Annotated in this window: 12 protein-coding genes; 4 read left to right on the top strand and 8 right to left on the bottom strand. The window is 66.8% G+C overall.

The features are described from left to right. Nucleotides 1-57: 57 nt before the first annotated feature. Complete coding sequence (locus ACTOWK_RS17780; RefSeq protein WP_441331433.1) at nucleotides 58-534, top strand: Lrp/AsnC family transcriptional regulator; 477 nt, start codon at nucleotides 58-60, stop codon at nucleotides 532-534. Here ACTOWK_RS17780 and ACTOWK_RS17775 read toward each other — a convergent pair. The 4 genes from ACTOWK_RS17775 to ACTOWK_RS17760 all read right to left on the bottom strand — a co-directional run bounded on the left by ACTOWK_RS17775 (nucleotide 497) and on the right by ACTOWK_RS17760 (nucleotide 5851). After that, entirely contained in the window at nucleotides 497-1057 is a 561-nt protein-coding gene (locus ACTOWK_RS17775; protein ID WP_441331432.1) for a cytochrome c oxidase assembly factor Coa1 family protein, read from the bottom strand. The two genes, ACTOWK_RS17780 and ACTOWK_RS17775, sit on opposite strands and share 38 nt — an antisense overlap. A 91-nt stretch (nucleotides 1058-1148) precedes the next feature. Then, nucleotides 1149-1847 (bottom strand): aspartate/glutamate racemase family protein, encoded by a 699-nt coding sequence (locus ACTOWK_RS17770; protein WP_441331431.1) that lies wholly within the window; start codon nucleotides 1845-1847, stop codon nucleotides 1149-1151. Between the two features lie 47 nt (nucleotides 1848-1894). Further along, complete coding sequence (locus ACTOWK_RS17765) at nucleotides 1895-3601, bottom strand: M20/M25/M40 family metallo-hydrolase (protein WP_441331430.1); 1707 nt, start codon at nucleotides 3599-3601, stop codon at nucleotides 1895-1897. Between the two features lie 537 nt (nucleotides 3602-4138). Then, a complete protein-coding gene (locus ACTOWK_RS17760) occupies nucleotides 4139-5851 on the bottom strand; it encodes a hypothetical protein (RefSeq protein WP_441331429.1) in 1713 nt (570 codons plus the stop codon). 284 nt (nucleotides 5852-6135) lie between these two features. Between ACTOWK_RS17760 and ACTOWK_RS17755 the strand changes: the two genes are divergently transcribed. Continuing rightward, a complete protein-coding gene (locus tag ACTOWK_RS17755; RefSeq protein ID WP_441331428.1) occupies nucleotides 6136-7050 on the top strand; it encodes a hypothetical protein in 915 nt (304 codons plus the stop codon). Here the strand turns inward: ACTOWK_RS17755 and ACTOWK_RS17750 are convergent. The 3 genes from ACTOWK_RS17750 to ACTOWK_RS17740 all read right to left on the bottom strand — a co-directional run bounded on the left by ACTOWK_RS17750 (nucleotide 7012) and on the right by ACTOWK_RS17740 (nucleotide 9106). Continuing rightward, on the bottom strand, nucleotides 7012-7785 hold the full coding sequence (locus ACTOWK_RS17750) for a transporter (RefSeq protein ID WP_441331427.1): 774 nt from the start codon (nucleotides 7783-7785) through the stop codon (nucleotides 7012-7014). The genes ACTOWK_RS17755 and ACTOWK_RS17750 overlap by 39 nt on opposite strands. Nucleotides 7786-7814: 29 nt before the next feature. After that, nucleotides 7815-8186 (bottom strand): hypothetical protein, encoded by a 372-nt coding sequence (locus tag ACTOWK_RS17745; RefSeq protein ID WP_441331426.1) that lies wholly within the window; start codon nucleotides 8184-8186, stop codon nucleotides 7815-7817. Between the two features lie 146 nt (nucleotides 8187-8332). Next, nucleotides 8333-9106: a rhomboid family intramembrane serine protease gene (locus ACTOWK_RS17740; protein WP_441331425.1), complete on the bottom strand. Its 774-nt coding sequence runs from the start codon at nucleotides 9104-9106 to the stop codon at nucleotides 8333-8335. Nucleotides 9107-9242: 136 nt separating this feature from the next. Between ACTOWK_RS17740 and ACTOWK_RS17735 the strand changes: the two genes are divergently transcribed. Next, the gene (locus ACTOWK_RS17735) at nucleotides 9243-10412 is read left to right on the top strand and encodes a class I SAM-dependent rRNA methyltransferase (protein WP_441331424.1); all 1170 of its coding nucleotides are present in this window, start codon (nucleotides 9243-9245) and stop codon (nucleotides 10410-10412) included. 1168 nt (nucleotides 10413-11580) lie between these two features. Here ACTOWK_RS17735 and ACTOWK_RS17730 read toward each other — a convergent pair. Continuing rightward, nucleotides 11581-11904, bottom strand: coding sequence for a hypothetical protein (locus ACTOWK_RS17730; RefSeq protein WP_441331423.1), 324 nt, complete (start codon nucleotides 11902-11904; stop codon nucleotides 11581-11583). A 254-nt stretch (nucleotides 11905-12158) separates the two neighbouring features. On the opposite strand from ACTOWK_RS17730, the gene rmuC reads away from it, so the two are divergent. Beyond that, nucleotides 12159-13502: a DNA recombination protein RmuC gene (gene rmuC / locus ACTOWK_RS17725; RefSeq protein WP_441331422.1), complete on the top strand. Its 1344-nt coding sequence runs from the start codon at nucleotides 12159-12161 to the stop codon at nucleotides 13500-13502. Nucleotides 13503-13521: the final 19 nt, after the last annotated feature.

Here is a 13521-nt window from a genome sequence, read left to right as displayed (position 1 = left end):
CGCACCAAAGCCTGATTGGCGCAAGATTGTTGCGTCAAAAGCATGAAGGGCGCTGAATTGGCCACTGTAGAGCTCGACCGTACCGACATCGTCCTGCTCGCGGAACTGCAGCGCGACGGCCGCCTGACCAACACCGAGCTGGCCGAGCGCGTGCACCTGTCGGCTTCGGCCTGCCTGCGCAGGGTCCAGCGGCTGGAGCGCGAAGGGGTGATCTCCGGTTACCGCGCCGAGGTCGATCCGGAACGTCTCGGCCTGGGCTTGCAGGCCTTCGTGCGGGTGCGCCTGGGCCGCCACGACAGCGAGGCGGTCGCCGCTTTCGCCGAGTTCGTCGAAACCTGGGACGAGGTCGTGGCTTGTTACGCACTGACCGGCGACATGGACTATCTGCTGCAGATCGTCGTGCGCGACCTCGAACATCTGTCGCGCTTCCTGCTCGATCGCCTGCTCAACCAGGCCGGCGGCGCCGACATCAACTCCAGCCTGGTGCTGCGTACGGTCAAATCCTTCCGCGGCCTGCCGCTGCCGTCGCGCTGACCGGGTCGCGGTTGTCGCTGGGCGTGACCTCGGGTTCGGGATCGGATTCGCCGCGCGGCTTGTCGGCCGGCGGCGTGGATTCGGCCGGCGTGCCGTCGTCCTTGAGCAGGTCGATGCGTTGGCCGCTGCCCTCGATCGCCAGTTCGATCACCGAATAGGTCCAGCGATCGGCCTGGCGTTCGCCCTTGATGTAGAGGGTCGCCTCGCCCTTGGGGCCGGTCAGCGGCACTGCCAGGTCGGCATGGCCGCTCGCGTTCTCGGTGCTCAAGGTGCCCTGGATCATGCTGCCGGTGCGCAGCGGCGTGCCGAGCGCGGCCACCACCTCGGCATTGCCCTCGGCCAAGGCGATGGCGTGCCGATACGGCTCGCTGGCTTTCATCACGCCCGACAAGCCCTTGATGCCCAGGCCGATGACGCCGACCAGCAACAGGCCGGCGAGCAGGATCAGGGTCAGGCAACCGCTCGGCACCGCCCACTTCCAATTACGGCCCCACCAGCCGGGGTTCGGACGATCGTCGTTCATGGCGTGCTCCGCGCAGTCGGTCGGCGGCTAGTGTCGCCGCGGGGCGTGTTGCTGGCCAGCGAGGCCGCCGGACGAGCGCCGCGTCGGTGCTTCAAGCGCTTTCGATCGCCGCCAACGCCGCCGCACGCGCGTGCAGGGCGGTGGTGTCGAACAAGGGAATCTCGACATCGCCTGCGCCGATCAGCAGGCCGATCTCGGTGCAGCCCAGGATCACGCCCTGCGCGCCGCGCGCGACCAGGCCGGCGATGACCTCGCGATAAGCCAGGCGCGACTCGTCGCGAATACGGCCCAGGCAGAGCTCCTCGTAGATCACCCGGTGGACGAGTTCGCGGCCGGCCGGATCGGGCACGATCACGTCGAGGCCGTGGCGTTCGACCAAACGCTGCCGGTAGAAGTCCTGCTCCATGGTGAAGCGCGTGCCGAGCAGGCCGATCCGGCTCAGGCCCGCAGTGCGGATCGCCGCGCCGGTAGGGTCGGCGATATGCAGCAGCGGCAGGCCGGAGGCGGCTTCGACCGCATCGGCGACCTTGTGCATGGTGTTGGTGCAGATCACCAGCAACTGTGCGCCGCCGTCGCGCAGTGCGCGCGCGGCCTGGCCGAGCAGCACGCCGGCGGCGTCCCAGTCGCCGGCACGTTGCAGGCGCTCGACCTCGGCAAAATCGACGCTGTACAGCAGCAGCTTGGCCGAATGCAGGCCGCCGAGGCGTTCGCGCACGGTCTCGTTGATCAGCCGGTAATACGGCAGCGTCGATTCCCAGCTCATACCGCCGAGCAGGCCCAGCGTTTTCATCGCGACTTCGCTCATCGCCGCAGTATAGCCACGCCGCTCGGCGTGCCTCAGCGCGTCGCCCCTACACTGCTTGCCGATGCTGGCGGCGCATCGACGCCGCCGAAGCGCTGGCCGAAGAAGTCCCCGGCGTTCCAGCTCGGCCGCTGCGGCGCGTCGGCGATCGACTCGCCGATGCGCGCATTGAGCCGGGCCAGGCGAGCGGCGTCGCCGTACTGGATCGGCTGAGTCGCATCGTCGCCGGGCTGGTGGTAGCGATCGCGCAGGAAGTCGCGCTGTTGCTGGCCGGCATCGATGCCGGACTGCCGCGCTTGCACGCCGCCGGTCAGGTACACCGCCGGCACGCCGGCGCGGATGAAAGCGAACTGGTCGCTGCGGATGAACACGCTCTCCTGCGGCGAGGGATCGGGCGACAGGCTTACCCCGACCTCGTCCGCGGCCCGGTCGAGCACCGCCTGCAGGCTGGAATGCTCGACCCCGATCGGCACCACGTCGCGAGTCGGCACCAGCAGCACCGGCATGTCCATGTTGACGTTGGCGACCAGCGAATCGCGCGGCACGGTCGGATGCCGCGCATACCACTCGGCGCCGAGCAGGCCTTTCTCTTCGGCGGTGACCGCGACGAACAGCAACGAACGCTTCGGCGGCGTCTTCGAACGCGCGAGCTGCTGCGCGGCCTCGAGCATGATCGCCACGCCCAGGGCGTTGTCGAGCGCGCCGTTGTAGATCGCATCGCCGCGCACCGGCGCGCCGATGCCGATGTGGTCGAGGTGCGCACTGAACAGCACATGCTCGCGCTTGAGCGCGGCATCGGCGCCCGGCAGCACCGCGACCACGTTGCGCGATTCGGCCGGTTCGATGCGGGTCTGCGCCGACAGTTCGATCGTGCCGGGCAGGGCGAAGGCGCGCAGCTTGCCTTCGCGCGCATCGCGGAACAGGGCCGCGGCGGTGCGGCCGTCGCCGTCGAGCAGGGCGCCGGCGCTGGCCGCGCTGACCTGGGCGATCACCTGCAACTGCGGGAAGGTGTCGAGCGCGTGCCCATCGGCATCGCGCAGGCGCATGCCGGGACGGGCCCAATTCTCGGCGCCGCGGGCCCAGGGCTGGCGTTTTTCCTCGTCGTCGGTGGACACGATCACCGCGCCGACCGCGCCGCGCTCGACCAGGGCGGCGAACTTCTCCCGGAACGAGCTGTAGAACGCGCGCCGGTCGGTATCGAAGCGCGGCGGCGCGCCATGGAACAACACGGCGATCTTGCCGCGCACGTCGACGCCGGCGAAATCGTCCTGCTCGAGTTCCGGCGCATGCACCGCTTGGCCGACGAACACCGCCGCCGCGGTCACCCGCGCATCGCCGCGGTCGAAATTGAGCTGCGGCAGGAATTGCTCGCGGAACTTCAAAGCCGTGGCGACGCCGTCGCGCAGGACGACCAGCGAGCCGCCGCCGTCGACGCGTTTCGCGCTCAGCATCGGCACCCGCTGGAAATAGCGGCCATCGTCGCCGGCCGGGCGCAGCCCGATCGCGCGCAGGCGTTCGGCGACGTACAGCGCCGCCAGGTCGTAACCGCGCGTGCCCGCCTCGCGGCCTTCGAGCAGATCGTCGGCAAGAAAGCGCAGGTCCGCTTCGATCCGGCGCGCATCGGCGCCGGCGCTTTCGTCGTAGCCATCCGGTGCCGGCGGCGATGGTGCGACGCGCTGACAGGCGGCGAGGGTGGCGATCAGGCAGAGGCCGGCAACGGACCGGAAGGGCGAGTAGCGCATCGATTCCCCAAGCGATGAGGTCGCGGAACCCCGCGACGGACGGCTGCGGACTGCGCTGGCGACGCTACCACTGCGGGATGGCGGCGCCAAGTTGGGGGGGCGGGTGTTGTGGTTGGGCGGAGCGGGCCAGAGCCAGAGCCAGAGCAAATCCCCCCTAACCCCCCTTTGTCAAAGGGGGGGATCGGTGTGCGCGGGGCTTGGGGTTGCGTGGCTTTCTGGAGCAGGGAGCGTTCTTCGGGAGGCTATGGCCATGCCAACCGCCAACCGCCAACCGCCAACCGTCGAACGACGAACGACGAACGACGAACGACGAACGACGAACGCGAATCGCCAGCCGCAAGTCGTTCCCACCGCACAGATAAGCGTTGCTGTTCCCCCCTTTGACAAAGGGGGGCTAGGGGGGATTTAGCTTTGGGCGCGCAGAAACTTTGAGAAAGGCCCAACCGTCGAGCCAACCGCAAGCCGTTCGCGGTTTACCGTATCGGAGTGGTCGTTCCTTCAGTGTGGAGAGGCTGAGAGATTCGACTCTCTCATCCCTCAACTCCGCCAAGGATTGTTGTTGAGATCCTTCGCCCGCGAATCGAATACGTCGCGCGCATCGAGGAACAGCTCGCCGTCGCGCTGGGAGTTCGCGAACAGGTGATAGATCGTGCCCATGCGCTGGCTGTAGCTTTCCCAATGGTTGGTGTCGGCGTTGTCGATGTCGGTTTCGTCTTCGTTGTTCGGGTTGCCGTCGAGGCCGTTCAGGCGCGTGCGCACTTCGTCGCCGAGCTTGATCGTGCGGCCGTCGGCGGTAACGAACTCGCGGCCGGAATCGAAGTTGACCCGGTTGTCGGAGTTCTTCATGTCCAGGTTGAGGTTGATCTCGCGGCCGCCCTTGCCGTCGCGGTCGGGTACGTGCAGATCGATCCAGTGCTCGCCGAAGCCGCCCGGATTGACGATGCCGAAGCCGCGCATGCCGTTGCTGATGTCCTTGTTGATGATGTCCTGTTCCTGCAGGCCGATCAGGCTGTTGGCGTACAGCATCAACTCGCCGCGATGGTCCTTGGAATCGGCGAGCTTGGCCGGATCGGTGATCGCGGCCTCGCCGTCCTTGAGCTTCATCGAGTCGTAGTAAGCCTTGAAGGCGTTTTTCATGTCGAGCTGGGTGTCGCGACCGTCGGTATAGGTCAGCTCGCGGCCGGCGTACTTGTTCTCGAAGCTCGACCAGAACTGCTCGAAGCTCATCTCGCGATTCTTGCCGCCGCCGAAGGTGTCGACGAAGTGCTTGAACGAGGGCGAGATGTCCGAGCTGAGCATGGTGTTGCCGACCGACAGCCAGTACTTAGGGTTGCCGCCCATTTCGCCGAGCGCGATGCCGAGGGTGCCGTCGAGGTTGCGGCCGATCTCGTCGGAGGCCCATTGCGCGAACGTGGCCCAGTTGGCGTTGTCCTTGCCGAGGATCTCGCTCATGCCGGTGGAGAGTTCGTGATACTGCTCGGTTACGCGCTCGTTGCGTTCCATCCGGTCGGGGTAGGCCAGCAACAATTCGCCGCTGGTATGCAGGCCGTCGTCGGCCAGGAACGCGCTGCGCATGGACATGAGCTGTTCCTTGCTGAATTCGACCTCGCCTTCGTAGACCTTCGCATAGCCTCCGCCCGAGGCGACATAGTCGTTGACCAGGCTCTCGTACCAGTCCTGGTGGCCCTGCACGGCCTTCTCGAACTTCTGCATCAACGCCTGGTTGGCGTCGTTGGTGATGAAGGTCTGCATCTCGCAGGAGCTCAGGCCGCTGAAGGCGACCATGGCCCGGCGGAAACCGCCGTTGTCGTCGAGGTTCTGCGCGTCCATGTACTGGCCGATCAAGCCCGGATTCTGGCTGCCGCGGACGAAGCCGGCATCGATCTTGCCGGCGTCGATGTCGCCGCGGTCGATGCCTTCGGCGAAGGCCGCGTAGACCTCGCTCTTTTCGTGCTGCGAAATGTCGCCGTCGTCGGTCATCCAGTTGAGGCGGTCGGAGTGCATCCACGACTTGAACGCGCCGTCGTCGCGGTCGAGGATGGTGTTGATCAACTCGGCCTGGAACTCGCGCGACTGGCCGCTGATTTCCTTGGCGAACACGTCCATGCGCTTTTCGTAGTTGTCCTTCATGAAATCGCGGTCGCCGGCATCGAGGACGCGATCGGCGGCGCTGTCGACCTGCTTGGGGTCCGGCGCCTGCGCCTGGACGGGGCTGACCGAAGGAGACGAAACCGGATCGTAGGGAATCATGCAGACAGGCTCGCGAGGAGGAAGGCGGGCACTGTGCGCCGCAAGCTGAATGCGGCCAACTAGGGCGATTCCCAGACTTTTCGATACTGCGATGACGGTCGCGAAAGTCGAGCGTCCAAGCGACTTGCGGCGATGGCGATCGTCATGTCGCTGGGCTAATGCTGCGCCCGCGCGTTGAGGAATGCGAAGCCGGTCGCAAAGACGCGATCTGCCGCGCAAAACCTGTCCGAGCGCAGCGCATGCGCGCGTTGGTCCAAAGGCTCACCCACAACCAGGAGCCGATCATGTCCAACGCAAGCACGTCCATCGTCGCCGCCTACTGCGAAGGCCTGTTCTCCAAGAACGGTGGTCAGACCTATATCAACGGCCTCAAGGCGTCCGGTTTCAACACCGCGATCCTGGCTCTGGCGCATCCGCACTACCAGGACAAATCGCCGCCGGCGCCGGACAAGTACAAGGGCGACCTGTACTACAACGACCTGGAGATCGTGTCCAACGGCCAGTACGTCGGTCCGCCGGAATGGGTGCCCCTGGTCAATTCGCTGACCGAAGGCAAGACCGGCATCGAGCGGGTATGGCTGTCGATCGGCGGCGGCGGGGTCGGCGACTACGGCAACATCCAAAAGCTGATCGCCGAGTTCGGCAGCGGCGAGAAGAACCCGCTGTTCCAGAACCTGGTCGCGTTGAAGAAAACCTTCCCGGCGATCGAGGCGGTCGATCTGGACGACGAGGAAATGCAGGATCAGAAACTGATCGTCGCCTTCAGCCGCATGCTCGGCAAGGCCGGCTTCAAGGTCACCTTCTGCCCCTACTACAACCCCGGGTTCTGGGTGGGTTGCCTGGCCGAACTGCAGAAGACCGACCCCGGCCTGGTGATCGCGTTCAACCTGCAGTGCTATTCCGGCGGCGCCGGCAACGACCCCGAAGAGTGGATCCAGGCGCTGCAGCAGACGCTCGGCAGCGGCTTCCCGGCGAGCTTCGTGATTCCCGGCGTGTCCACCGATTCGACCCCGAACCAGGTCCAGCAGCAGTACGCGCAATGGGCGAGCGACGGCATCGGTGGCGGCTTCCTGTGGACCTACGAGTCGGCGGGCCCGCAGGCGCCGGACTACGCCGCGGCGATCGCCACCGGCGTGGGCACGGCCGCGGCCTTGCGCGGCTCAGTCGAAGTAGAACGACGCCCCAAGACCTCCCTGTAGATCGGGGCTGTTGCGGTCCAGGCCGACGTCGAAGGACGCGTCGAGCTGCACGCGCGGGGTCGCCATCCAGGTGACCCCGCCGCCCGCGACCGAGGTGGTCGAGGCGTGATCGCTGCGCGACATACCGGCCTCGGCATAGACCGCGGTGCGGTCGCTGAGCGCGAAGCTCAGGCTCGGCGACCAGGTCCAGGTGTCGCTGCCGTCGCTGCGGTCGAGATTGAAGTACAAGGCGCCGGCCAGGCGCTCGCTGAAGTCGTAGCCGAGCGTGGTGCCGAGGGTGTACTGGGTCGCGCCGTTGCTGAAGTCGCGATCACCGCTGGCGGCGGTGACCGCGCCGAGCACGGCCCACGAAAAAGTCTTGTGCGAGGACGGCAGCGCGACCTTGACCGCGAGGCCGGTGTCGCCGGCGCCGTGGCGCGAGCGGCGGCCGTCGCCGTCGCGTTCGCGCAGGCGGTTGTAGGCCGAGGTCGCCAGTTGCAGCTCGACCCGGTCGCTCAGGCCCAAGCGCAGATTGGTGTTGGCGCTGTAGAGCCGGCTGCGCCTGCCGCCGTCGTCGTCGCGGACGAAATCCGGCAGACCCTGCTCCCAGGCGAAGGCGCCGCGCGGCAGGGTGGCGGTAGAGAACGAAATGCCGGGCCGGTCGAACGCAGGCGGCTGCGGGGATTCGGAAGTCTGCGCCGCCGCCGGCGCGGTCGCGATGGTCAGCGCCGCGACAATGGCGGCAGCAGGCCTCACACGCGCCGCGGCAAGCGCAGCGCTTGGCCTCACGGCTTGACCCACTGGCCGCGCTGCATCTCGCAGGCCTGCTTGATCGCGGCGATCTGCGCGGCGTTGCGCTTGTAGTAGTAGATGCGCGCCTTGGCGTTCATCGGCGAATCGCAGATCGCCACCGCGCCCGAGGGGCAGGCCGCGACCGGCCGGGCCGAGACCTGGCCGCCGATTTCCGCCAGACCCGGCAGCGAGCTGTTGCATTGCGGTTTGCTGGCCTCGTCGGAGGCCGGCAGATCGGTCTCGGTGCATTCGTTGATCATCTGGCCGAGCACCTGGCCTTCGATCATGCAGGCGTTCTTGGCGTAGACGAGCGGCGAGGCGGCGAGCAGCAGGCTGCACGCGAACGGGACGGTCAGGCGGCGCATGGTCGGGCTCCAAAGAAGGGGTCGCGGCGTCGCGCAGACGTGGCGGTCCGATGTCTTCGGCGTGGTGCGGGCCATGATCGGGCGATCCGTCTGCGGACGTGGCGACACTTTAGCGCCAGCCGGTGCGGAACGCGTGGTGGTGGTCGCTAGTCCTCGTGCCTCTGCCGCGACGGAAACTCCAGCACCACGCCGCGCTCACCGTCGACCGGGCGGTTCCACAGCACCGGTACGCGCTGCGGGCTCGGTGGTTCCAGTTCGTCGCGCGCCGGCACCAGTTCTTCGTCCTCGTCTTCCCAGCTGTAGCGTTTGCGCGGCGGCAGCGGGTCGCGCAGGCGGAACAGAAACGCGGCGACGACGCCGGCGACCGCGCCGCCCAGGTGGGCCTGCCAGGACACGCCGATCTCGCGCGGCAGCACGGTCAGCAGCATGCCGCCGTAGAGCAGGAAGGCGATCATCGCTGCGGCGATCGAGGGGCGGTCGCGACGCAGCACGCCGAGGGTCAGGACCAGGAACATCAGGCCATGAGTGAGGCCGCTGGCGCCCAGGTGATAGCTGCCCGGATCGCCCAGCAGCCAGGCACCGAGGCCGGCGCCGAGCCACAGGATCGGCAGCGCGCGCAGGGTCGCCTTCGGATAGACCGCGCCGGCCAGGGTGCCGAGCAGCAACAGCGAGGTCGCGTTCGCGGCCAGGTGCTCGATCGAACCGTGCAGCAGCGGCGCGGTCAGCAGGCCGACCAAGCCTTCGGCCGACCACGGCTGGACGGTGAAGGCGCGCACGTCGAACTGGCCCTGGGCGGTGAACACCGCGATCAGCACCAGGACGAAGGCCAGGCTGGCGTTGAGTGCGCGCATCAGCCGGCTGCGGTCGGCTTTGCGCTGGGCCGGGGTGTCGGGGATCGGGGCTTCGGTGGGCAGGTGCATATCACCGAGATTGGCACCGCCCGGAAGGAATACAAGCCGCGTTCGTCGGGCCGGTTTGTCCCGCCAGCGGGACGGCGGCGGGGTCGGACGGCCCAAGCCGGGCGAGGCGGAGGCCCGTCCCCGGTAGAATGGCGGGATGAATAACGAACTCCCCACCGTACGCCTCAAGAACACCTGGAAATCCACCCACCCCTGGATCTTCCAGCGCCTGGTCGACAAGCCGGCCCAGCGCCCCAAGCCGGGCTCGATCGTCAACGTGCTCGGCGTCGACGGCGACTGGATCGGCCGCGGCTTCTACAACGGCCACTCGCGCATCGCCCTGCGCATGCTCGAAAACGATCCCGACGTCGAAGTCGACGCCGACTGGTTCGCGCGCAAGATCGCAGCGGCCGTGTCGCTGCGTCGCGATGTGCTCAAGCTCGACGAGGTCAGCGACGCCTGGCGCGTCGTGCACAGCGAGGGCGACGGTCTCAGCGGCCTGGTGGTCGACCGTTACGGCGACCTGCTGGTGGTCGAATACTTCAGCGCCGGCGCCTTCCGTCACCGCGAATGGATCTACGAGGCACTGCGCCAGCAGTTCCCGGGCTGCCGCTTCTACGCCTTCGCCGACGAGCACGTGCAGAAGCAGGAAAGCTTCGACTTCCGCGGCACCGAGGCGGTGCCGCCGGCGACGATCACCGAGTACGGCATCAAGTTCCGCGCCGACCCGGCCGGCGCGCACAAGACCGGCTTCTTCGCCGACCAGCGTGACAACCGCGAATGGCTGTCGCAGCAGGTCGCCGGCAAGCGCGTGCTCGACCTGTGCTGCAACACCGGCGGTTTCGGCGTGTACGCCAAGGTGCGGGGCGCCGAGGAAGTGGTCGGCGTGGACATCGATGCCGACGTCATCAACATCGCCAAGGCCAACGCCAAGCTCAACGGCGCCCAGGTCAAGTTCGTCCAGGCCGACATCTTTCCCTACCTGCGCGACGTCGCGAACGCCGGCGATCTCTACGATGTGGTGATCCTCGATCCGGCCAAGATGACCCGCGACCGCGAGCAGGTGATTCCGGCGCTGAAGAAATACCTCGACATGAACAAGCTGGCGCTTGGCGCGCTCAAGCCCGGCGGCCTGTTCGCGACCTTCTCCTGCACCGGCCTGGTCAGCGAGGACCAGTTCCTCGACATGCTGCGTCGCGCCGCGTTCTATGCCGGGCGCACCGTGCAGGTGCTCAAGGTATCCGGCGCGGGTGCCGATCATCCCTGGTTGGCGCAGGTGCCGGAGTCGCGGTATCTGAAGGCGGTGTTTTGTCGGGTATTGGATTGAGCTGATTGCCAGGTTTGTCGTGCGTCGCTCCAAGGGACGCGCAGAAGCGGCAACGCCGGCGTCGCTCATCGAAGCCATGAACCGTCGCAGGGTAGGAGCGGCGCAAGCCGCGACCGCGTGGTGTCCGGTTGCGGCGCTTCTTACCGTAGGCTGTGAAGCAACAGCAACAGCAACAGCAACAGCAACAGCAACATCTAAGCTTCCGACCGCTAACGCGGCCGGGTTACTTTCTTTTGCTAAGCCCAAAAGAAAGCTAACCAAAGAAAAAGGCTCTCCTTGACGAAGCTCCCCTGCGAGTACGCAGCGCGCGCGGGGATTTTCCGATAAGACGTCCCTGTCTTATCGGAAAACGCCGCACGTCCTGTGCGGCGCCCTCCGGGTCTCCAGGTGTTCTCGCGAGCTCGGTGCTGCGCCAAGCTCATCAAGGCAAAGGCAAAGGCAAAGGCAAAGGCAACGCGGCCGCTCTTGGGTAGGAGCGGCGCAAGCCGCGACTGCGTCATGGCGGTAACGGCGCAACATTCTGGTGGTTGCGCGGTCGCGACTTACGTCGCTCCTACAGGGATGGTGGCGTTGCACCCGTGTCCGCATGTTTGTGGCGGTGGCGGCTTTCGCTTTGGCTGTGCGTCGCCTCGCACTGGCGAAGGTAATCGAAGACCCGGAGGGCGGCGCGCAGGGAGGCGCGCCGTTTTTCATCGGGACAGGGATGTCCCGTATGTAGATCCCTGCGTCGGCAACGCTCGTGCGGGCCTGTGATTCAAAACAAAGCAACTTCTTTGGTTACCTTTGACCGAAGGAACTCCCTGTGGGACTTTTGTTGCTTTAGACAAAAGAAAGTAACCCGCCGCTTTAGTGGCGGAAGCTTTTGGCGTTTGATCTAGATCTAGATCTAGATCTTGCTTCAGCGAGACGCCGCAAGACCGACGCAGCGCGGTCGCGGCTTGCGCCGCTCCTACCCTGGCGGAAGCACACCGCTTCGATGGGTCACGTCGGCGTTGTCGCCTCTGCGCGTCCCTTGGTCGCGACTCGCGTCGCTCCTACCCTGGCGAACGTACGCCGCTTCGATAAGCGGCGTCGGCTTTGTCGTCTCTGCCCGTCCCGCGTTCGCGGCTCACGCCGCTCCTACAGGGGAAGGCGCAGCGCCCTCAAACGCGCGCCAGGCGCCGACACTTCAATCGCGCCACCACAACACCGCCGGCGGATCGTCGGGCAGGGCGAATTCGAGGCGTTTCAGCGCGTCCAGGTCGAGGCCGGGCAGGTGCACGCTCATCGCAGTCGCGACTTCGCGATAACCCGGCCAGTCGGTGCGCAGCTCCAGGCTGTTGCCGCTGGCGGTGCCCAGCTCGACGAAGATCAGCTTGCGGTCGACCACGTCGATCGCATAGCCGTCGATGCCGTCGATATCGGCCCAGCGGATGCCGTGGACGCGGCCGGCGCCGTCGTCGCGCCAGACGCCGCGCGGGTCGGCGTAGAGCCGGGGAGCTTGCGGGTCCATGCATGCGATCCTTGCGGTGGCCGGTCGGCGAAGCCGAGTGGGGCGAATCCAGATTGGCACAGTTCCCGGCTGCGGTTCGGTTCCGTACGGAACTCGGCCGCCCGGATTCAGTCGCGATCTGAGACCGATTTCGCTTTTTTGCGCGGCCTCGTCGCGCTCTCCCGGGCGCTCGGCGGACGCCGGGACGGGGTCTCCGGCGCGGCCTAGCCGGCACCGGTCGCAGAGCCTGAGACTCACCCCGTTAGACTGGTGGCATGAATGACGTCTCTTTGTTGCTGATTTTGCTCCTGCTCGCAGTCGGGGCTGCGATCGTCCTGTTGGTGATTCTGCTGCTGCGCCGCCCCGAGCTGCGTCTGGAACAGGCCTTGCGCGAGGAGCAGCGCGATGGCCGCGGGGAGCTGCGCCAGCAGCTCGACAGTCTGTCGGCGCAGCAGGAAACGCGTATCGAAGGCTTCGGCAACCGTCTCGGCGACCTGACCGTGCGCACCGATCAGCGCCTGGATGCCTTGAGCCAGTTGCTGACCGAGGATGCGCGCAAGGGCCGCAGCGAGAGCGCCGAGCAACAGCAGCGTTTCGCCGAACTGCTGGGCCAGCGCCTCAACGAACTCACCCAGCGCAACGAGCTACGCATCGGCGAACTGCGCCAGACCCTGGAAACCCGTCTGCGCGAGCTGCAGACCGACAATGCCGCCAAGCTGGAGCAGATGCGCGCGACGGTCGACGAAAAACTGCATGCGACCTTGGAAACCCGTCTGACCGAAAGCTTCGGCAACGTCACCCAGATGCTCGCCCAGGTGCACCAGGGCCTGGGCGACATGAACAAGCTGGCCTCCGACGTCGGCGGCCTGCAGCGGGTGCTGACCAACGTCAAATCGCGAGGCATCTTCGGCGAGGTGCAATTGGCGGGCCTGCTTGAACAGGTGTTCGCCCCGGACCAATACGCCTCCAATGTCGCGACGGTGCCGGGCAGTAGCGAGCGCGTCGAGTTCGCGGTGCGATTTCCCGGTCCGGGCGGCGAGGCGCCGGTGTGGTTGCCGATCGACGCCAAGTTCCCGCGCGAGGACTACGAGCGCCTGCTCGACGCGCAGGAACGCCTCGACATCGAGGGCGCCCGCGCGGCCGGCGATGCCCTGGAACGCCGTGTCCGCGATCAGGCGCGCGACATCCACAAGAAATACGTGGCGCCGCCGGAGACCACCGAGTTCGCGATCCTGTTCCTGCCCACCGAAGGCTTATACGCCGAAGTGTTGCGCCGGCCGGGCCTGGTCGAAATGCTGCAGCGCGACCTGCGCATCACCGTCGCCGGCCCGACCACCTTGCTCGCCCTGCTGACCAGTTTCCAGCTGGGTTTCCGCACCCTGGCGATCCAGAAGCGTTCCAGCGAAGTCTGGAAGACGCTCAGCGCGGTCAAGACCGAATTCGGCAAGTTCGGCGACGTGCTCGAAAACGTCAAAGGCAAGCTCGACCAGGCCAGCAAGCAGATCGAGCAGACCGGAGTCAGGACGCGCGCGATCCAGCGCCGGCTGCGGGACGTCGAGGCGATGCCCGGCGAGGAAGCCGCACGCCTGCTCGGGCAGGACAAGGACGGCGAGGAATAAGCATCGGCGCGCGCCGCAA

Source organism: Lysobacter sp. CA196, assembly GCF_052078695.1.
In the GTDB taxonomy this organism is placed as follows: Bacteria; Pseudomonadota; Gammaproteobacteria; order Xanthomonadales; family Xanthomonadaceae; genus Lysobacter.
Note: the sequence above shows the minus strand (reverse complement) of the source record. Positions and strands in the feature narration are given on the sequence as shown.

Excerpts from the sequence above, each read along its gene's own strand:
- ACTOWK_RS17740 (WP_441331425.1), bottom strand. The coding sequence starts at position 9,106 with ATGCACCTGCCCACCGAAGCCCCGATCCCCGACACCCCGGCCCAGCGC.
- ACTOWK_RS17755 (WP_441331428.1), top strand. The coding sequence starts at position 6,136 with ATGTCCAACGCAAGCACGTCCATCGTCGCCGCCTACTGCGAAGGCCTG.
- ACTOWK_RS17735 (WP_441331424.1), top strand. The coding sequence starts at position 9,243 with ATGAATAACGAACTCCCCACCGTACGCCTCAAGAACACCTGGAAATCC.
- ACTOWK_RS17760 (WP_441331429.1), bottom strand. The coding sequence starts at position 5,851 with ATGATTCCCTACGATCCGGTTTCGTCTCCTTCGGTCAGCCCCGTCCAG.
- ACTOWK_RS17765 (WP_441331430.1), bottom strand. The coding sequence starts at position 3,601 with ATGCGCTACTCGCCCTTCCGGTCCGTTGCCGGCCTCTGCCTGATCGCC.
- ACTOWK_RS17730 (WP_441331423.1), bottom strand. The coding sequence starts at position 11,904 with ATGGACCCGCAAGCTCCCCGGCTCTACGCCGACCCGCGCGGCGTCTGG.
- ACTOWK_RS17770 (WP_441331431.1), bottom strand. The coding sequence starts at position 1,847 with ATGAAAACGCTGGGCCTGCTCGGCGGTATGAGCTGGGAATCGACGCTG.
- rmuC (WP_441331422.1), top strand. The coding sequence starts at position 12,159 with ATGAATGACGTCTCTTTGTTGCTGATTTTGCTCCTGCTCGCAGTCGGG.
- ACTOWK_RS17775 (WP_441331432.1), bottom strand. The coding sequence starts at position 1,057 with ATGAACGACGATCGTCCGAACCCCGGCTGGTGGGGCCGTAATTGGAAG.
- ACTOWK_RS17745 (WP_441331426.1), bottom strand. The coding sequence starts at position 8,186 with ATGCGCCGCCTGACCGTCCCGTTCGCGTGCAGCCTGCTGCTCGCCGCC.